The sequence below is a fragment of the Fictibacillus marinisediminis genome, assembly GCF_023149135.1.
Lineage (GTDB): Bacteria > Bacillota > Bacilli > Bacillales > Fictibacillaceae > Fictibacillus_C > Fictibacillus_C marinisediminis.
Map to the genome: position 1 here is coordinate 885,438 of NZ_JAIWJX010000002.1, position 17,976 is coordinate 903,413.

General features: G+C 43.1%; 17 protein-coding genes and 1 riboswitch. Of the genes, 10 read left to right on the forward strand and 7 right to left on the reverse strand.

What is annotated here, in order from left to right:
- Positions 1-5: 5 nt before the first annotated feature.
- Together LCY76_RS04930 and LCY76_RS04935 are read right to left on the reverse strand one after the other, a co-directional pair.
- Positions 6-1,253, reverse strand: coding sequence for an MFS transporter (locus LCY76_RS04930; protein WP_248251688.1), 1,248 nt, complete (start codon positions 1,251-1,253; stop codon positions 6-8).
- 13 nt (positions 1,254-1,266) lie between these two features.
- Complete coding sequence (locus LCY76_RS04935) at positions 1,267-1,851, reverse strand: ArsR/SmtB family transcription factor (protein WP_248251689.1); 585 nt, start codon at positions 1,849-1,851, stop codon at positions 1,267-1,269.
- Between the two features lie 193 nt (positions 1,852-2,044).
- Here LCY76_RS04935 and LCY76_RS04940 point away from each other — a divergent pair, with 193 nt between their 5' ends.
- From LCY76_RS04940 to LCY76_RS04960, 5 genes are all read left to right on the forward strand, one after another.
- Complete coding sequence (locus LCY76_RS04940) at positions 2,045-2,500, forward strand: MarR family winged helix-turn-helix transcriptional regulator (protein WP_248251690.1); 456 nt, start codon at positions 2,045-2,047, stop codon at positions 2,498-2,500.
- Between the two features lie 135 nt (positions 2,501-2,635).
- Positions 2,636-2,818 (forward strand): asparagine synthase, encoded by a 183-nt coding sequence (locus LCY76_RS04945; protein ID WP_248251691.1) that lies wholly within the window; start codon positions 2,636-2,638, stop codon positions 2,816-2,818.
- A gap of 87 nt (positions 2,819-2,905) precedes the next feature.
- Positions 2,906-4,408, forward strand: coding sequence for a cardiolipin synthase (gene cls / locus LCY76_RS04950; RefSeq protein ID WP_248251692.1), 1,503 nt, complete (start codon positions 2,906-2,908; stop codon positions 4,406-4,408).
- Between the two features lie 69 nt (positions 4,409-4,477).
- Complete coding sequence (locus LCY76_RS04955) at positions 4,478-5,260, forward strand: undecaprenyl-diphosphate phosphatase (protein ID WP_248251693.1); 783 nt, start codon at positions 4,478-4,480, stop codon at positions 5,258-5,260.
- A gap of 76 nt (positions 5,261-5,336) precedes the next feature.
- A riboswitch (cyclic di-AMP (ydaO/yuaA leader) is annotated at positions 5,337-5,473 on the forward strand.
- Positions 5,474-5,562: 89 nt separating this feature from the next.
- Positions 5,563-6,219 carry a potassium channel family protein gene (locus tag LCY76_RS04960; RefSeq protein ID WP_062236478.1) on the forward strand — a complete coding sequence of 219 codons (657 nt, stop codon included), beginning with the start codon at positions 5,563-5,565 and terminating at the stop codon, positions 6,217-6,219.
- 163 nt (positions 6,220-6,382) lie between these two features.
- On the opposite strand, the gene bcaP is transcribed toward LCY76_RS04960, so the two are convergent.
- Together bcaP and LCY76_RS04970 are read right to left on the reverse strand one after the other, a co-directional pair.
- Positions 6,383-7,762, reverse strand: a complete 1,380-nt coding sequence (gene bcaP / locus LCY76_RS04965; protein ID WP_248251694.1) for a branched-chain amino acid transporter BcaP — start codon at positions 7,760-7,762, stop codon at positions 6,383-6,385.
- A 145-nt stretch (positions 7,763-7,907) separates the two neighbouring features.
- The gene (locus tag LCY76_RS04970; RefSeq protein WP_248251695.1) at positions 7,908-8,369 is read right to left on the reverse strand and encodes a hypothetical protein; all 462 of its coding nucleotides are present in this window, start codon (positions 8,367-8,369) and stop codon (positions 7,908-7,910) included.
- 194 nt (positions 8,370-8,563) lie between these two features.
- Between LCY76_RS04970 and hutP the strand changes: the two genes are divergently transcribed.
- The 5 genes from hutP (at position 8,564) to hutG (ending at position 14,551) form a co-directional block, all read left to right on the forward strand.
- Positions 8,564-8,998, forward strand: a complete 435-nt coding sequence (gene hutP / locus LCY76_RS04975) for a histidine utilization transcription antiterminator HutP (protein ID WP_248251696.1) — start codon at positions 8,564-8,566, stop codon at positions 8,996-8,998.
- Between the two features lie 130 nt (positions 8,999-9,128).
- Positions 9,129-10,661 carry a histidine ammonia-lyase gene (gene hutH, locus LCY76_RS04980; RefSeq protein ID WP_248251697.1) on the forward strand — a complete coding sequence of 511 codons (1,533 nt, stop codon included), beginning with the start codon at positions 9,129-9,131 and terminating at the stop codon, positions 10,659-10,661.
- A gap of 15 nt (positions 10,662-10,676) precedes the next feature.
- On the forward strand, positions 10,677-12,338 hold the full coding sequence (gene hutU, locus LCY76_RS04985) for a urocanate hydratase (protein ID WP_248251698.1): 1,662 nt from the start codon (positions 10,677-10,679) through the stop codon (positions 12,336-12,338).
- A gap of 10 nt (positions 12,339-12,348) precedes the next feature.
- Positions 12,349-13,605, forward strand: coding sequence for an imidazolonepropionase (hutI, locus tag LCY76_RS04990; RefSeq protein ID WP_248251699.1), 1,257 nt, complete (start codon positions 12,349-12,351; stop codon positions 13,603-13,605).
- Positions 13,598-14,551 (forward strand): formimidoylglutamase, encoded by a 954-nt coding sequence (hutG, locus tag LCY76_RS04995; protein WP_248251700.1) that lies wholly within the window; start codon positions 13,598-13,600, stop codon positions 14,549-14,551. The genes hutI and hutG overlap by 8 nt, the downstream gene beginning before the upstream one ends.
- 45 nt (positions 14,552-14,596) lie before the next feature.
- Here the strand turns inward: hutG and LCY76_RS05000 are convergent, their stop codons facing one another.
- From LCY76_RS05000 to LCY76_RS05010, 3 genes are all read right to left on the reverse strand, one after another.
- Positions 14,597-15,613, reverse strand: coding sequence for an acyltransferase family protein (locus tag LCY76_RS05000; protein ID WP_248251701.1), 1,017 nt, complete (start codon positions 15,611-15,613; stop codon positions 14,597-14,599).
- A gap of 177 nt (positions 15,614-15,790) precedes the next feature.
- Positions 15,791-16,822 carry a sporulation integral membrane protein YtvI gene (gene ytvI / locus LCY76_RS05005; protein ID WP_248251702.1) on the reverse strand — a complete coding sequence of 344 codons (1,032 nt, stop codon included), beginning with the start codon at positions 16,820-16,822 and terminating at the stop codon, positions 15,791-15,793.
- A 102-nt stretch (positions 16,823-16,924) separates the two neighbouring features.
- On the reverse strand, positions 16,925-17,746 hold the full coding sequence (locus LCY76_RS05010; protein ID WP_248251703.1) for a YihY/virulence factor BrkB family protein: 822 nt from the start codon (positions 17,744-17,746) through the stop codon (positions 16,925-16,927).
- Positions 17,747-17,976: the final 230 nt, after the last annotated feature.

The window sequence follows — 17,976 nt, forward strand, 5'->3', positions numbered from 1 at the left end:
CCTCCTCAGCTGGTTTTACGAAATACAGGCAATTTCCAAAGTACAATCAAGTTGACGAGCAGCAATGAACAGGAGCCGCCAAACATAATGGAAGTGATAGAGACGCCATTTGAAAGAAAGAAAGAGGTAACCGCATAGGAAACAGGGGTTAACCCCAAGGAAGCCATGGTTAATAATCCTGAAAGCCTTCCGAGCATCGACCTATCCACTAATTGCTGAAAAATAGAGAGGATAGGGATATTCGTTGCTGGAAATGTCATGCCGATTAGAAATAAGACGGCCATGCACCCGGCTTGAAAGTGAGTTTGGCTAAAAAGCATGAGAGCTGCCGCCATGGAAAACAGGGCGGCCGTCGCTAACATGCCGCGGTATCTTTTTACATTGAGGAAGCCGATGACCAGAGAACTGACGACCATTCCTGCAGCCATTGACCCGTCCATATAGCTGAAATCGAGAGCAGAACCATGCAAGATGGTTTTTACAAAAATGGGTAATCCCATCATCAACGGCCCTACTACGCTTAAATTTATGAATATGGTACTGATGAAGAGGGCGATTAGGAATGGCTGAGTCTTAACAAAGGAAAAGCCTTCTTTGATGGAGGCGAAAATACCTGGTGCGCCGCTGCTGTCAGTGGAGGCAGGCTTTAAGTTAATCAATCTGCTGAGGAAAGCCGAGCATAACAGCATGACTGCCGGTACAGAAAAGGAGAGCAGGTACCCTCCCCATGAGACAAGGAATCCTCCAATCATCGGCCCAATGATCATAGAGGCTTGCTGAGTCGTCTGAATGATGGAGTTTGCTCTTGTCAGCTGAGAATCCTCAACAAGCATTGGAAGAAGCGCACTGTTTGCAGGCCAGACGAAGGCATCGAGAATTCCAAAGACGAGTCCGAATACGGCAAATGAATAGACAGAAACCTCACCTGAGCCGAGCAAAATCAGAAGTCCGCCGAGCAGGATGGAGCGTGTAAGGTTAGAGACCGATAAGATTTTGGTCCGGCTTACACGGTCGGCGATGACCCCTCCGACAGCCATGAACAGGAGGCGGGGAATACTTGATGCGATCATTACCATTCCAAGAGAGGCTTCCATATTAAGTGTTTTTACAATGTACCAGGATTGAGAAAACAAAAAAATTGCAATACTGAAGGCTGAACAAAAAGTAACTCCCCACAAGAGCATAAACTTTTTCTGGCTGAAAAAAGAAACCGGAATTGCCGGCTGTTCTTCTTTGATTATAGCTTCTGCCATGTCAAGCACTCTCCTATTCGTCAGGATATTCGGGTTCACGGAACGGAAATGCCAGCAGCAGCATGTGATAGAGCTCTCCGTCTTGCTGCCGGTTTATTTTAAAGGAGTTCATTAACTCCTGCAGTTCTTTCGCTTTTTTCTCAAACTCCTGGATTTGAGCCTCATTTAAATACAATTGCTCATAGCCGAATTTAATCTGTTTCCACTCTTCGAACAAGCGGCTGTCTACCCTGCGCAAATAGCTTTTTGTTTTACCAAGGGAAATAAGAACGTTTTCCCTGAGCGTATCGGATAATTCATTTTTTACATGATCCTTGTGTTGTTTAAGAATGTTTTCAACAGAAAAATTTCTGGCGATTGGACGATAAAATTTTTGGATGATGCCGTTTTTTTCCTCAGTTTTTTCTACTGTAATCAATCCTACACGGTCTAGTTCTTTTAAATGATAATGAATTTTAGGGGCGGGGGCTTCGAGAATATCTGCAATCATTTTTCCTGTTTTGGCTTCATCAATAATTTCCCATAAGACTTTTAAGCGAAGGGGATCGCTAATGACTTTTAGCTGTTCGGCATCTTCCATATAATAAATTTCCTGCATGTTCTCCTCCTTTTGAACGTTCAAATTATATTGAACGTTATAAATTTATATTACCTCATCCCGTAAATTGTGTCAATTTTATCCAAATGTGTCATTTGACCTAGAAATCCCAATTTCCCAAAAAAATAAATTTCCAATGTTTAGATTTTTTAGTATAATGTTATTAGTTCATAAAGTTGGAGGATTCTATTAAATGAAAATAGAAGGACTAAAGGCATATGTTGAAAAGCTGGAAGTGGCTCATTATATACTGTCTAAAAGTTTGCATCCGGAAACGACAGGTGAAGGAGATCTAACCAGAACCCAATACATTTTAATGAGAATGCTATCTGTAAGAGACCGTTGGACAGTTACTGAATTGGCTGAAATGCTTGAAGTGAAGCCGAGTGCAGTAACCGTAGCGGTGGATCGTCTCTATAAAAAGAATTACGTGCAGCGTTACCGCAGTGAAGCTGACCGAAGAATTGTTTATTTGGAGCTTTCCGAAACAGGAATTGCAATCTTGCATGAAGCTGAAGAGAGACGTCTGGTAAGTATGGAAAATTTATTGAGCAAACTCTCTCAGGAAGAGCGTGAAATGCTGATTACGATTTACGGAAAATTTGGGAAGAGTACCGCAAAAAGCGAAGAGCTGACGTTCGCACCATAAAAAAACAACGGATCTTTTTCCGTTGTTTTTTCTTTTGCTCATTCTGATTTGCGTAAAGGGTTTGGAAATGAAATATTTCATACTCCGGCTGAAGTTGAAAATACTATAGATATTCAAGATGAAGGAGGGATCTTTATGCTGAGAAAAGAAGGATTGATTCCCACTATATTAGGAACCGTTGTGAGCTTGGCTTCTTTTTCTTTTAGAGGTAACACACGCAAGTATTCTTCACTTTCTAACATCCTGCTTGGGTTTGGACTTGCACATATCGTACTTGGGGTCATCGATTTGTTTGAACATAATGAAGATGAATGGTAAGAGGGAGAAGCTTTCTCCTTCTTCTTGGTTTATTGGACTGATTTTACGGGAATTTTAGTTGAAAACCAAGCAGTAGGAGAATGAACCATGAAACGAATTCTTGAATTTCTATTTGTCCTTGCAATGATTGCAGCTTTGTACATCATCATTTTTTCAAATATGGGATTGTATTGGAAGTGGGGGAGCGCCACTGCTTATTTTGCGATCCTTTTTATCACTATTTATTCTCTTCTGCTCGAAAACCGGACAGCACAGCATACGCTGGTCTGGATCTATGCTTTAGTGTTCTTTCCTCTTTTCGGTTATATTTTTTACCTGTATTCCGGACAGCTTTACTTAAAGGGCCACCTTTTCAAGAGCAAACGGAAGCATGACAGAGAAGAATTGCTGCTGCTTGCTAAAAGAGAACAGAAACCGGATTGGTCTTTATTTAATGAGCATCAAGCTTGTTTTTCAAGATTTGCGCACAACGTAACGATGACCTTTCAAAACAGTGCCACCCAGACAAAAATCCTTAAGAATGGGGAAGAAACATTTCCTGAAATCAAACGCAGACTGCTGGAAGCCACAAGGTACATACATATTGAATATTACATTTTCAGATCGGACCGTCTTGGGAAAGAAATTATCGATATTTTAATTCGTAAATCCGAAGAAGGGGTTGAAGTTCGCTTCTTATATGATGCGGTTGGAAGCCTCACCCTCGCATCACATGAAGTCGACCGAATGAAAAAAGCTGGCATTAAGGTTTATTCGTTCCTGCCTATTAAATATGGATTCTTTAATCAAAAGTTTAATTTTAGAAATCACCGTAAGATTATCGTCATTGATGGAGCAGTAGGATTTGTCGGAGGCCTGAACGTAGGAATTGAATATTTGGGAGAGGACCAAAAATTCGGTTTTTGGCGTGATACCCATATGGTCATGGAGGGAGAAGCCGTTCAAACGCTTCACGCTGTGTTCTTGCTGGACTGGGATTACGTCAGTGAAGAATACCTGCTTGAGAAGGAAGAGTATATCAAGCCTGTTCCTGTTGCAGGGGATGGGGTGGTTCAAGTGGTTCCGAGCGGACCGGATACGCAGGAAGGCATCATGAGTGATTTGTATTATTCCCTCATATCCTGTGCAACAAAATCCATCTGGATTGCTACGCCTTATTTTGTTCCGAACGAAGCCATCAGAACTGCATTAAGAATTGCTTCAAGAAAAGGGGTTCAGGTAAGGCTGATGGTGCCGGAGATCAACGATGGTTTTCTGACGCAGTATGCTACAAGGTCGTATTTTCCTGAATTGCTGCGCAGCGGAATTGAAATCTATTCTTATAAGAAGGGGTTTTTACACCAGAAAGTTATCATCGTAGATGGGGACATGGCATCCATCGGTACAGCGAACATGGACATGAGAAGTTTTCATCTGAATTTTGAAGTGAATGTATTTTTAACGGGGACTTCATCGATAAAAGACCTCGCGGAACATTATGAGGAAGATATAAAAGATAGTGAAAAGGTACGGCCTGTCGGTTTTTATAAAAGAGGATTATGGGAGCGGACGAAGGAATCGATTGCTCGGCTGTTTTCCGGTATTCTGTAGTAAACCCTTGTACTAACTTTCCTTTCCGGTGAATACGTTTTATCATGATGAGTGATAAGAGGTGAACACATGGATTGGCTTGAGGCGGTCATATTAGGGATTATTCAGGGGATGACTGAATTTCTGCCTGTAAGTTCCACAGGGCATCTTCTTTTAGGAAGGCATTTCTTTCGACTGGATGAAGCAGGGCTGTTCCTCGACAGTATGCTTCATATTGGCACACTGATTGCAGTGGTGACAATTTATTGGAATGAGATCAAAGAACTGATTAAGAAACCCTTCAGCAGACTGTCCATGCTGCTTGTGGCAGGCACTATACCCACCGTTATTATAGGCGTGTCATTTAAGGACTATTTTGAGGAGATCTCGAAGACCGGTGTTACTGTAGGATGGGAGTTTCTTGCCACAGGGTGTGTGCTTTGGTTTGCGGATACCATGAAATCAAGAGGACATAAGCAGCTGGAAGACATTACGATTATGGATGCGGTTTTAATTGGAAGTTTTCAGGGAGCAGCAATCCTGCCTGCAGTATCCCGTTCAGGGTTAACGATTGCTGCAGCACTTTTCCGTAAGATTGACAGAGGAACAGCAGCTTACTTTTCCTTTTTGTTATCTATACCGGCTATCGCGGGAGGGTGTCTGTTTCAAGTGAAAGATGTGCTGGGCGGCCAGGCGGAACAATTATCGTTCTTCTCCCTTTTCCTTGGGACAGCCATGTCAGCATTATTCGGCTACTTAGCGGTTAAATGGATGATCTCTCTAGTGAAAAAAGGTTCTTTAAAGGGCTTTGCTATATATGTATGGCTCCTTGGCATTTCAATTATTGGAATGCAGGCAGCAGGCGTTTTTTAACCTGAAATGAAGTCCTTAAGAAAGCATTGACAATTAACATTTGCAGGATTACATTATATTTATTCAAAATCGCATAGCCTTTAAATCGCTTAATTTTAAAGAGCTTTTTAAGAGCGGGGGAACCACTTTTTTGGGGTGAATCTTAGAAATAAGAAGGGATACTTCCAATTCTTAATCCGGCAGCTAACCTCGTAAGCGTTATACAGGAAGAAAGGGACAGTTTGGAAAGTAGCTGACCATTTTTATAATGGTCTTTTTTTATTTGTTCTTATCTAATATTTGTTTTCTAGGGAGAGAGAGGAATGGACAAGCAGTTTGCCGTTATAGGGCTAGGCCGTTTCGGTGGAAGCATATGCAGAGAATTTGCAAAAATGGGATATGAAGTCATGGCTGTTGACCGGGATATCGAGCGGGTAAATGAATACGCCAGTATTGCTACTCAGGCTGTACAGGCAAACTCTACAGACGAGAAAGCGTTAAGCGCCCTCGGTATTCGAAATTTCAATCATGTGATCGTATCGATTGGGGAAGATATCCAGTCCAGTATCTTAACTACGCTTCTTTTAAAAGAAGCAGGAGTGAACAAAGTCTGGGTTAAAGCTCAAAATGACTATCATCATAAAGTCCTTGAAAAAGTGGGTGCGGACCGAATCATACATCCTGAACGTGACATGGCCCTCAGGGTAGCCCAGCTTATTACGTCTGAGAAAATTATTGATTTTATTGAACTATCCAACGAACACAGCATCATTGAAGTAGGAGTCACTGACAAACTTGCAGGCAAAACCCTGACGGAACTTGATGTCCGTGCCAAATACGGATGTAATATTGTCGCAATAAAAAAAGACAACGATATTCTTGTTTCTCCGATTGCCAATGTGGTATTGAGGCCAGGTGATGTTCTCGTAGTGATCGGACAAAATAAAGATTTAAACCGTTTCGAAAATGAAGGAGTGTAAATCCTCTGAAGATTCATCTGCATCATGTTCTTGGGGAAAATCGGGCTGGGGCACTTCTCCCTCGAAACTGAATAAAGCAATCATTCACTATCCTGATGGCGATGTATATACAGGATAAAAAGAGGCGCGGGAAATTCTCCGCACCTCTTTTTTTTGGTTTTATTTAATTAAGTTTGCTTCTCGTGCGGGCGTAGAAAAAATAAACGATTAGGCCGATAGCAATCCAGATGACAAAGGAAATCCATGTGATCGAAGGAAGACTGATCATCAAGTAAAGACAGAATAAAACGGTTAAGATTGGCAATACAGGAACGAATGGAGCTTTGAATGCTCTTTCCAGGTTTGGATGTGTTTTCCTTAACACGATCACAGCTACAGCGATAAGAGCAAATGCTGACAATGTTCCCATGTTAACTAGGTGTGCAAGCGTTGTAAGATCGATAAAACCGGCAATTCCGGCTGCGATAAATCCCGTAAGCCAGGTATTTTTGAATGGCGTTTTAAATAACGGATGAACTTTAGAAAGTATCGGCGGCAGCAGGCCGTCGCGGCTCATCGCATAAGAAATTCGAACCTGTCCGAAAAGCATGACGAGCAGAACAGTGGTAATTCCCGTAATCGCACCGACTGATACAAGACCTGCAATGGAATCCTGGCCTACGTAGTGCAGGGCGAAGGAAACTGGGTCTGCTACGTTCAATTTATTGTAGGGCACCATACCAGTTAAAATAAGGGATACCACAATATACAATGCGGTACAGATGGTAAGCGACCAGATAATTCCGAGAGGCAGATCACGCTGCGGCCGTTTCACTTCTTCGGCTGCGGTTGCTACTGCGTCGAATCCGATATAGGCAAAGAATACCGTTGCGGCACCAGCTACAATCCCTTCGAAACCAAACGGCATAAATGGTGTCCAGTTATCCGGTTTCACATAGCCGACACCGGCAACAATAAACAGAATAATAACAGCAAGCTTTATGAATACCATAATATTGTTGACGCGGGCGCTCTCCCTGATTCCTCTGCTTAATAGCGTAGTAATCAGCAAAATGATGATAACCGCCGGGAGGTTAATCCATCCCCCCTTGCCGGCTCCTGGAGCTGTTGCAAGCTCAACTGGAAGGTGAAGGCCGAATCCAGCGATCAATGACTGGAAATAAGCGGACCAGCCGGTTGCAACAGCAGATGTGGCGAGCAAGTACTCCAGCATCAGATCCCAGCCGATCAAAAAGGCAAAAACTTCACCTAACGTGGCATAAGTATAGGTATAAACACTGCCGGCGATAGGAACGGTTGATGCAAACTCGGCATAGCAGAAGGCGGCGAAAGCACAAGCAAGACCAGATATGATAAAAGAAAGGATGAGAGCAGGACCAGCATGTTCAGCTGCTACAACCCCAGTCAAAACAAATATTCCGGTTCCTATAATAGCCCCGATGCCCAATAATGTTAAATCAAATGCTCCTAATGAGCGGTTCAATCCTTTATTGTTACTTTGAGCTAACATTTCTGAAATGGATTTTTTTCTGAAAATACTCATTGATGTCCCCCATTCATTGATTAATCTTTATAATTTGAATATATTGAAAATTTTTATTTTCAAACTATTTGTAGTATATTGTCGAATGATGGTCTTGTCAATGGCTAACTAAGTAGATAACTTTTCCAGGATCAAGATTTTTAAGTCAATTTCTTAAAAGCTGTTCTAACAATTCACTGTATTTCTTTTTCTCATCTAATGAAGAAACAGCATCATACTTCAACAATGTCTCTTTAATTACCTCCTCTTGTTTCTTAGTGCTCCAGCTTACATAGGCCTGATAGCAGCTGCTTTCCAGGTAAATGTTCAGCATATTATGGTCAGGTCCGAAAAAGAAAGCAAGGTGGTCGATGAACATGCGAATATTATTCAAGTCGACCGGGACGATGTGTGTATCCAAATGGTATTTATAGGGATTGCATACATCCCTCTGGAATGAAATGCCATAGCATTCATCTTCAAGGAGCAGCCCTGGTGTTGTTGGCAGCAGTAGGAAAGGAGTATCTTGTCCATCATAGCCGATGAAAAAATCATGGCTGTTCTCGTTTTTAACGGGAGGCCGTTTCATGGTGGCATGTACAATTTCTTTTTGAAGGTTAATCAACACTACCACTCTCTTTCATTGATTGATAAACACAGCATGCCCGATAGATTACTAGTTTATACATGTGACATGCTGCCCTGATAAAGTGATAAGTTGTTGAAAGGGAATTGACGAACAATTCAGAAAGGCATAAACTGAGTGTAGTGAGCAATTAGTTATTAGTGAAAGCTGCGATTTAAGCGAAAGTAGTGGATAAGATGTCTCTTGCAGAACAGAAGTTAATCGGCAAGCTTGCCATGCTTTATGTATTGGATGAATCTCACCAATCGAAGGTGGGCGAACTCGGATGGCTCCACTGCACCGGTAAAGTAGGTTCCATGGAATCGAATAAAGTAGTGGCAGCAATCGAAACAGCTGCAAAAAAGAACCAGGTCATCAATGGAGAGGTCTATCGTGAAACCCATGCGTTATACCATGCCATTATGGAAGCGCTTCACGGAGTTACCCGGGGGCAAGTTCAGCTTGGAACGGTTCTTCGGACGGTAGGTTTACGGTTTGCCATTGTGAGGGGACAGCCATATGAGCAGCCGGAAGAAGGAGAATGGATTGCTGTAGCTTTATACGGGACGATCGGCGCACCGGTCAAAGGTCTGGAACATGAAGCCATCGGACTCGGCATCAATCATATATAAATAAAAGCCCATAGCAAATAGTGGAATTTAGGGGGCTGTGTTTCAAGGAACAGGTTTTTTTGCTGTTCTTTAAATGCAGCCTCTTTTTGCGTTTTTTTTTTACATTATCCAAAAAGGAGAAGGATGACGAATGGTAGTTCTGACAGGACATACATTGACTTTAGAAGAGGCAAAAAGCATCTTAAGTACCAATGAACAAGTGATTGCCTGTGAAGAAAGTATAAAAAGAGTAAAAGAAAGCCGAAGAGCAGTAGAGGATATTGTTGCAAAAGGGAAAGTCATTTATGGGATCACGACAGGTTTCGGAAAGCTAAGCGATGTTTATATCGCTCCGGAGGATACTGAAAAACTGCAATTGAATTTAATAAGAAGCCATGCATGCGGGGTAGGAGAGCCTTTTCCTGAAAATGTAAGCCGCCTGATGGTCGTTTTGCGTGCCAACGCTCTATTAAAAGGATATTCGGGAGTAAGACCGGCTGTAGTAGAAACCCTGATTAAACTTGTAAACTGCCAGATCCATCCGGTAATTCCTCAGCAAGGGTCCTTGGGAGCAAGCGGTGATCTTGCACCGCTGTCCCATCTGGCTCTTGTTTTGATCGGTGAAGGAGAAGTATGGTACCGCGGAAAGCGAATGAGAGCGATGGAGGCGCTGCTGCAGGAAGAAATCCTGCCGCTCACACTTACGGCTAAAGAAGGCCTTGCCCTCATCAATGGCACACAGGCGATGACAGCTCAGGGAGTTGCGGCCTATTTAGAAGCAGAGCAGCTTGCCAGCCAGTCAGAAGCCATAGCTGCGTTAACGATGGAAGGTTTAACAGCTATCACTGACGCTTTTGACAAAGACATTCATCTGGCGCGCGGTTATAAAGAGCAAACAGCAGTAGCTGAACGCATCCTTTCCTACTTGGAAGGCAGCCGGCTGACGACGCGGCAAGGAGAAGTACGAGTGCAGGATGCTTATTCTATCCGCTGTATTCCTCAGGTACATGGTGCATCCTGGCAGGCACTGGGCTATGTAAAAGAGAAGCTGGAAATCGAAATGAATGCAGCAACAGACAACCCTCTTATTTTTGATGAAGGAAGAAAGGTTATATCAGGCGGCAATTTTCATGGCCAGCCGATTGCCCTTGCCATGGATTTTCTCAGCATTGCGATGGCAGAGTTCGCCAACATTTCAGAAAGGAGGATCGAACGGATGGTCAATCCTCAGCTCAGTGATCTCCCGGCATTCCTCAGCGCTAATCCAGGCCTTGAGTCTGGAGCGATGATCATGCAATATTGTGCGGCTTCATTGGTCTCTGAGAACAAAACGCTTGCTCATCCTGCGAGTGTGGATTCTATTCCTTCCTCGGCGAATCAGGAGGACCATGTCAGTATGGGAACCATCGGGGCACGGCATGCCTACCAGATTATCACCAATGTAAGAAGAGTATTTGCTATTGAAATGATCTGCGCTCTTCAAGCCGTCTACTATAGAGGGATAGATCTCCTTGCACCCGCAACCCGTAAAATCTATGACCAGGCTTCTGCCGTTTGTCCTCCTATTACGTCTGACAGAATTTTTTCCACGGATATTGAACGAATGAATGCTTGGCTGAAAGAAGTTCAATGGGACGGACTTCTGAAACACCCAAACGAAAATTCAAAAGAAATGCAATGCTAAGAGGAGGAAATAACCATGTCAAATACCATTCAAAAAATTTCGGCTCCACGCGGTAACAAATTAAATACGAAAGGATGGGTTCAAGAAGCAGCACTGAGGATGCTGATGAATAACCTTGATGCAGAAGTTGCTGAAAAACCGGAAGAGCTTGTTGTTTATGGAGGAATCGGGAAAGCAGCGAGAAACTGGGAGAGCTATGAAAAAATTGTGGAATCCCTTAAGAAACTGGAGAGCGATGAAACCCTCCTGATCCAATCCGGTAAACCTGTAGCAGTATTTAAGTCTCATCCAGACGCACCGAGAGTTTTACTTGCAAACTCAAACCTTGTACCAGCATGGGCCAATTGGGAGACGTTCCGTGATTTAGAAAAACGGGGGCTCATGATGTACGGCCAGATGACGGCTGGAAGCTGGATTTATATCGGTACACAGGGAATTCTGCAAGGAACCTTTGAAACGTTTGCTGAAGCGGCACGCAAGCATTTTAACCATTCTCTTAAAGGAACGTTAACCGTTACAGCGGGGCTTGGAGGCATGGGAGGAGCACAGCCGCTGGCAGTTACGATGAACGGAGGGGTTGTGATCGCGATTGAGTGCGATCTTTCCCGCATCCAGCGAAGAATCGATACTAAATATTGTGACGTGCTTGCCAAGGATTTGAATGAGGCATTATCGCTGGCAAAGGAAGCCATGGCTCAAGAGAAGCCGCTGTCCATCGGCTTGCTGGGAAATGCTGCTGAGCTATTGCCCCAGTTGGCAGAAAGAAATGAAATACCGCATCTTGTTACTGACCAGACTTCCGCTCATGATCCGCTAAATGGATATCTTCCTGCTGGAATGTCGATGGAGGAAGGGGAAAAAATGCGGACGGAAAATCCAGATACGTATATCCGAAAGGCAAAGGAAAGCATGGCCGTACACGTACAGGCGATTCTTGACCTGCAGGCAAAGGGAGCGGTGGCGTTTGATTATGGCAACAACATCCGCCAGGTCGCCTTTGATGAGGGCGTAAAAGATGCATTCCAGTTCCCAGGTTTTGTTCCGGCCTTTATCCGTCCTCTATTTTGTGAAGGGAAAGGGCCTTTCAGATGGGTAGCTCTTTCCGGCGATCCGGAGGATATTTATAAAACAGACGAAGTCATTCTAAGAGAATTTGCCGATAATGAACACTTATGCAATTGGATTAAAATGGCAAGGGGAAAAGTCCAGTTCCAAGGACTTCCTTCGAGAATTTGCTGGCTCGGATACGGTGAACGGGCGAAATTCGGCCGTATCATTAATGAAATGGTCGCCAAGGGAGAACTTTCGGCTCCGATTGTGATTGGACGTGACCATTTGGATTGCGGCTCTGTGGCCTCTCCAAACAGAGAAACCGAAAGCATGCTGGACGGCAGTGACGCTGTAGCAGACTGGCCGATACTGAATGCTCTCATCAATTCCGTAAATGGGGCGAGCTGGGTATCCCTGCATCACGGCGGAGGAGTCGGAATGGGCTATTCACTCCACAGCGGTATGGTAATTGTAGCAGATGGAACAGATGATGCAGCGAGAAGACTGGAGCGGGTGCTGACTTCGGATCCTGGCATGGGTGTTGTACGCCATGCTGATGCAGGATATGACCTGGCAAAGAAAACAGCCAAGGAAAAGGGAGTTCAAATCCCGATGATGGAAGAATAGGAGGGGTAAAATGCTGGATACATTGTTGATCTCCATTGATCAGCTTCTGGCTATTCATGGATCGCATGGACCAAAACGAGGCAAGGATATGAGCACACTTCCTGTGATCAAAAACGCTGCACTCGGTATAAAGGATGGAAAGATTGCATTTATAGGCACAACAGAAGAAGCGAAGGGCTTAGAAGCCAAAGAAATCATTGATTGTAAAGGGAAAATTGTATCCCCGGGCCTTGTTGATCCACATACACATCTTGTATTTGGCGGATCACGAGAACATGAAATGGCCTTGAAACAGCAGGGCGTATCTTACTTAGAGATTCTCGCACGAGGGGGCGGAATCTTATCTACAGTAAAAGCAACAAAGGATACGAGCGAGGAAGAACTCTTTCAAAAAGGATTGTTTCATCTGGATCGCAGCTTGAGTTTGGGTGTAACGACAATGGAGGCCAAAAGCGGATATGGTCTGGATCGTGAAACAGAATTAAAACAGCTGAGGGTGGCCAAACGATTGAATGAGGCTCATGATATGGACCTTGTTTCTACATTCCTCGGAGCTCATGCTGTTCCAGCTGAGTATAAGGAGAAACCAGAAGGATTTTTGGAGAGCATGCTGGATGTGCTTCCTTACATTAAAGAACAGGGACTGGCTGATTTTGTGGATATCTTCTGCGAAACAGGTGTATTTACAGTTGAACAATCCCGAAGGTTTCTTGAGCGTGCAAAAGACCTGGGATTTAACGTGAAAATTCATGCTGATGAGATCGATCCTCTAGGCGGGACAGAGATGGCATGCGGGATCGGGGCCATTACCGCCGATCACCTCGTAGGTGTTTCAGAAGAAGGAATACGGATGCTTGGAACTTCGGAAACCATTGCCGTTCTCCTCCCAGGCACAACGTTCTACCTTGGAAAAGACAGCTATGCACCAGCAAGAAGCATCATTGAGGCAGGCGGAGCAGTTGCATTGTCCACAGATTTCAACCCGGGAAGTTCTCCAACGGAAAATCTTCAGTTTATTATGAACCTGGCGGCATTAAGACTAAAAATGAAGCCTGAAGAAATTTGGAATGCTGTTACAGTCAATGCTGCGTATGCCATTGGCAGAGGGTGTGAAGCTGGAGCCATTGAAACGGGAAGGTGGGCCGACCTCGTTCTTTGGGATGCCCCCAATTATCACTATCTGCCTTATCATTACGGTGTGAATCACGTGAACACTGTGTGGAAAAAAGGAAAGAAGGCAGGAGAAAGGAAGCCTGCTTATGCATGATATCGAACATTTAAAGCCTTCTGGAAAACCAAAGTTCATTGACCGGGGGATTAAAAAAGCAGGAGAAATGCTCGTGGACTGGAACGGAGAGAAGGTGAGCGGCATAGGGCTCATCGGGATGCCGTTATCCAAAACCTCGATTTCCCATTCAGGAGCTTCGGCGGCACCGGAAGTGATCAGGAAAATGCTGAATTCGTTTACGACATACAGCATCGAAAAGGACACCGATCTGCAATCATCAGTCATCACCGACCTGGGTGACATCATGCCTCATGTGACAGATCTCAAGGAAACGCAATCCAGATTCGAACATGCATTGGAAGGAGTGCTGCAGCACAATCCCGGTATGATTCCAATCGTACTCGGGGGAGACCATTCAATCAGCGCCAGCAGCATCGCAGCCTTCTCCAGCGTTTATGGTTCGGTTGGCATTATCCAGTTTGACGCCCATCACGACCTGCGCAATCTCGAAGATGGAGGCCCTTCAAACGGGACTCCCTTTCGAAACCTGATCGAACGGAATAAGATCAAAGGAGAGCACCTGATCCAGATTGGACTGCGTGATTTTTCCAATGGAAAGACCTATAGTGACTATGCTAAAGAGAAAGGTGTCACTGTTTATCCTATGAGCGAAGTAAACAGCCGTGGTATCATTCCTATATTGGAAGAAAGCATTCAACAGCTTAAATCGTCGGTATCTGCTGTTTATGTTTCAGTAGACATGGATGTTCTTGACCAGGCTTTCGCACCAGGATGTCCTGCCATCGGCCCTGGCGGCATGCACAGTGAAGAACTGATCAGGGGCATTCAGTTCCTTTCAACCCACCCGATTGTAAAAGGCATGGATCTCGTGGAGATTGATCCCGCCATTGATTTTAGAGACATGACCAGCCGCTTGGCTGCCTATCTTATTCTTCAGTTTTTATTATTTCAAAAATCAAAATAACACAAAAAACCATCTCGAAATTTAATCCGAGATGGTTTTTTAATATCACTCATCCTTTTTGAGCATACGGTTCAGCTTGGTCCAGCGCAGTTCAATGAGCGGCTGGGCGAGGGCTATAACCGGCTTGCTGGCAAGGAACATTGTAACGATAACGGCCAGAACGAGAAGCATCACATAATAGTTGTTCTTCTCGATGGAGGAGAACAAATCTGTTGTAAATAAATATTTTAATACGAAACCATGCAGTAAATAAATATATAACGTCCTTTCGCCAAATTCCGTAAAAAAGAATCTTCGCTTTGGAATGATCGCCAAAAAACTGAATGTGGCAAGAAACATAACAGCATAGAGACCAAGCCTGATAAATCCTCCATACCATTCGTTATGCCCGAGAATTTCCGCATAGGATGAAGAAGATAAAAGCCAGTCTTTGGCATGGTCTGGGATAAAGAAATGATAAGCCAGAAACATTAAGACCATGAATATACTGGAAGCGATCCGGATCGATGGTTTTAAAATCTGTTTGAAATCCCTTTTTGTCAAATAATGACCTAGCAGAAACACTGGAAAAAATACAAAGGTTCTCAATAAACTTAAATATGATCCTATTTCTGTAATATAACCGACAGCAACTCCAATTCCGATCGCAAGGATTAAAGGATACTTTATTTTTACAAATACCTTTAATAGGATGTTCCAGAATACCAGGCTTAACAGAAACCACATCGTCCAATGCGGGTCAAAAAAATTAAGCTTCATTTCACTTTTATCATATAAGTCATAGTAAAAGAATGAATAGATTAATTGAAAGACAACATAGGGAACAAGAACTTTTCTGAAAATCTTTGCCAAATAGCCATCCTTGAATACTCCCTTTGTAAAGAAGCCGGAAATAAGGATAAAGGCTGGCATATGAAACGTATATATAAAGTTATAAAGGGTATAGAGCAAGTCATTTTGGCTTTTGATGGGGGAGATGAAATGACCCAGCACCACCAATAAGATTAAAATAAATCTTGCATTATCAAAATAATAGTCGCGTTCTTTTACATCAGTTGCCATATTTCCTCCAACATCTACAAGACATGCAAACATAGTTATTCGTTGCCCGTGTCCCTTTTTCTGTATCTAGTTCTATAATTCCCATAAATGATAGGATTTCTAACCTACAAATAAAAAAAGTACAAACCAAAGTTTGTACTTTTGTCCTGAATGATAGGACCTGTTTTAAGATGAGATTTAAAAATCGATTTTAATTTTAACAAATCCAGCACTCCGTAGAGCTTCATAGATGATGACAAGTGCAGGGCCTACAATCAGACCGACGAATCCCAGGAGCTGAAAGCCGAGATAAAGGCTGATCAATGCTGCCAATGCTGAAATGCCGAGGCTGGATCCAAGGATTTTGGGTTCAATGATCCGCCGGATGACTGTCAGTACAGCGAACATAATCATTAGACCGATGGCCAGGAAATCGTTGCTGACCACAAAGTTATAGACGGCCCAAGGAACAATAAACGACCCTGTCCCTAAGATAGGAAGAATATCAACCAATACGATAAACAGTGCGATAAGTACAGCGTATTTCACATCAAGGATTAATAGGCCGATCAAGGCAAGTACGTACGTGATAAAGCTAAGGATAATCTGAGCCCGGATGAAGCCGACAGTCGCTCTGGAAAGCTGTGTGAAAACGAGTTCGACCTTTTCTCTTGCAGATGTTGTAAACAGATTGAGAAAATTGGCGAAGAGCCGGGGTAAATCAAGAGAAATCAAAAACACAGCGACCAGATAGATGATGAGATAGATCAACAGCTGAGGGATGGAAGCAATAACCGCTATGATTCCATTCGTCAGCTTGGACGCGAAACTTCCAGCAAACGTCTTAAAGCCCTTCAAGGCATTCTGTATCGTTGAAATAACTTCGGGAGGAAGTGAAGCATAAAGTTTTTCTGCTTTATATAAATCTTTTTCAATAAGGCCGAACACTTTTACAGCATAAGAAGGAACAAGTGACAGGAATTCAATCGTCTGAACCACCAATGTTGTAGTCAGCCAATAGGAGAGAAGTCCAAATCCTGCTAGAAATAAAATAAACACGACTGTAACAGACAATAACCGTTTCATCTTAAAATTCTTTATGAAAAGCTTAATTGCAGGCTCCAGCACAAGAGCGGTTACAAGGGCTAATATTAAAGGAATGCTGTAAGGGATCAGAAAAATAACCACAGCCAGCACTAACCCAATAATAATTAAATTCTTTAACGACATTTCAGGCCATCATCCTCTATGTAAAGTAACTTTAATCTATATCTTAAATCATTATATGGAACGGTGAAAAAGTCAATCCTGTTCTAGCCTTTCGACAGAAAATTATATCTGTTCTGCTTTTCTCTTATGAATTGTCAGCAAGGCCGCGTTGATTTGTCCGCCAATAATAAGAATCATCGCAGAGAGATAGAACCAGATCATAAGGGTGAGCAATGCGCCAAGATTTCCGTAGATCTGCCGGTAATCGAAAAGTGTTACATAATAGGAAAAACCGATGGAGATCAGCTGCCATCCAATCGTAGAGAAGAAGGCTCCGGGCAACACCTGTTTCAGCTTCAAGCGAATATTCGGAGCAATCAGGTACAGTGAAACAAACATCACCATCAGAATACCGAAGCTTAACGTCCAGCGGGTCGTATTCCATAGGTGGAATGCCGGATGGCCGTAGCCAAGCCTGTTCGCCAGAAAAGTACCGATCGAATTGCCGAATACAGGCAATAGCAAGGTAGAGACGATGGCAAATACGAGACCTAAAGTCAATAAGATGCCAAGAAAGAGTTCCCGGATGAAAGGCCTGTTCTCGATCACGTGATACGCTTGGTTAAACACACGGATAATGGCAAGAATTCCGATGGAAGACAGCCAGATGGTGATAACAATACTGATAGAAAAAATATCGCTCCTGTTCTGATCAAGAACAGAAATCAAATTATATTCCAGCAAGTTAAAAGCCTGTACTGGAGCGAACGGGCGAATAATCTCAAGCACTGAATCGGATGAAATGGGAAGGAACCCTAAAATGGTGAAGATTAAAAATGAAAAAGGAAAGAGTGACACCAAGAAATAGTAAGCAAGCTGTGCAGAAAGATCAAACACCTTGTCTTCAAAAAAACGAAGTTTGAGTTCTTTTAAAAATACGATCATAACTAACTCCTTTTTAGCCGTTACATGCAGTATTCCCCTTGTATAAGCAATAGAGACTGCTTTCATGATATAAATTTCAAAATGATTGAAACTTTCTTTCTTGATATCCGTATAACTTAAAACAAAGCAATTTTTCTTGCATGTCTCAAGGCTTTTTAAGAAATGATATGGGGAAATAAGGATCAAACGCTATCATAATGTTTCATTTTTACAGCAAGATGCTGAGGAGG

What these genes read in the sequence shown, in the direction of transcription:
- LCY76_RS04930 (WP_248251688.1), bottom strand. Translation starts at nt 1,253, where the DNA reads ATGGCAGAAGCTATAATCAAAGAAGAACAGCCGGCAATTCCGGTTTCT.
- LCY76_RS04935 (WP_248251689.1), bottom strand. Translation starts at nt 1,851, where the DNA reads ATGCAGGAAATTTATTATATGGAAGATGCCGAACAGCTAAAAGTCATT.
- LCY76_RS04940 (WP_248251690.1), top strand. Translation starts at nt 2,045, where the DNA reads ATGAAAATAGAAGGACTAAAGGCATATGTTGAAAAGCTGGAAGTGGCT.
- LCY76_RS04945 (WP_248251691.1), top strand. Translation starts at nt 2,636, where the DNA reads ATGCTGAGAAAAGAAGGATTGATTCCCACTATATTAGGAACCGTTGTG.
- cls (WP_248251692.1), top strand. Translation starts at nt 2,906, where the DNA reads ATGAAACGAATTCTTGAATTTCTATTTGTCCTTGCAATGATTGCAGCT.
- LCY76_RS04955 (WP_248251693.1), top strand. Translation starts at nt 4,478, where the DNA reads ATGGATTGGCTTGAGGCGGTCATATTAGGGATTATTCAGGGGATGACT.
- LCY76_RS04960 (WP_062236478.1), top strand. Translation starts at nt 5,563, where the DNA reads ATGGACAAGCAGTTTGCCGTTATAGGGCTAGGCCGTTTCGGTGGAAGC.
- bcaP (WP_248251694.1), bottom strand. Translation starts at nt 7,762, where the DNA reads ATGAGTATTTTCAGAAAAAAATCCATTTCAGAAATGTTAGCTCAAAGT.
- hutP (WP_248251696.1), top strand. Translation starts at nt 8,564, where the DNA reads ATGTCTCTTGCAGAACAGAAGTTAATCGGCAAGCTTGCCATGCTTTAT.
- hutH (WP_248251697.1), top strand. Translation starts at nt 9,129, where the DNA reads ATGGTAGTTCTGACAGGACATACATTGACTTTAGAAGAGGCAAAAAGC.
- hutU (WP_248251698.1), top strand. Translation starts at nt 10,677, where the DNA reads ATGTCAAATACCATTCAAAAAATTTCGGCTCCACGCGGTAACAAATTA.
- hutI (WP_248251699.1), top strand. Translation starts at nt 12,349, where the DNA reads ATGCTGGATACATTGTTGATCTCCATTGATCAGCTTCTGGCTATTCAT.
- hutG (WP_248251700.1), top strand. Translation starts at nt 13,598, where the DNA reads ATGCATGATATCGAACATTTAAAGCCTTCTGGAAAACCAAAGTTCATT.
- LCY76_RS05000 (WP_248251701.1), bottom strand. Translation starts at nt 15,613, where the DNA reads ATGGCAACTGATGTAAAAGAACGCGACTATTATTTTGATAATGCAAGA.
- ytvI (WP_248251702.1), bottom strand. Translation starts at nt 16,822, where the DNA reads ATGTCGTTAAAGAATTTAATTATTATTGGGTTAGTGCTGGCTGTGGTT.
- LCY76_RS05010 (WP_248251703.1), bottom strand. Translation starts at nt 17,746, where the DNA reads ATGATCGTATTTTTAAAAGAACTCAAACTTCGTTTTTTTGAAGACAAG.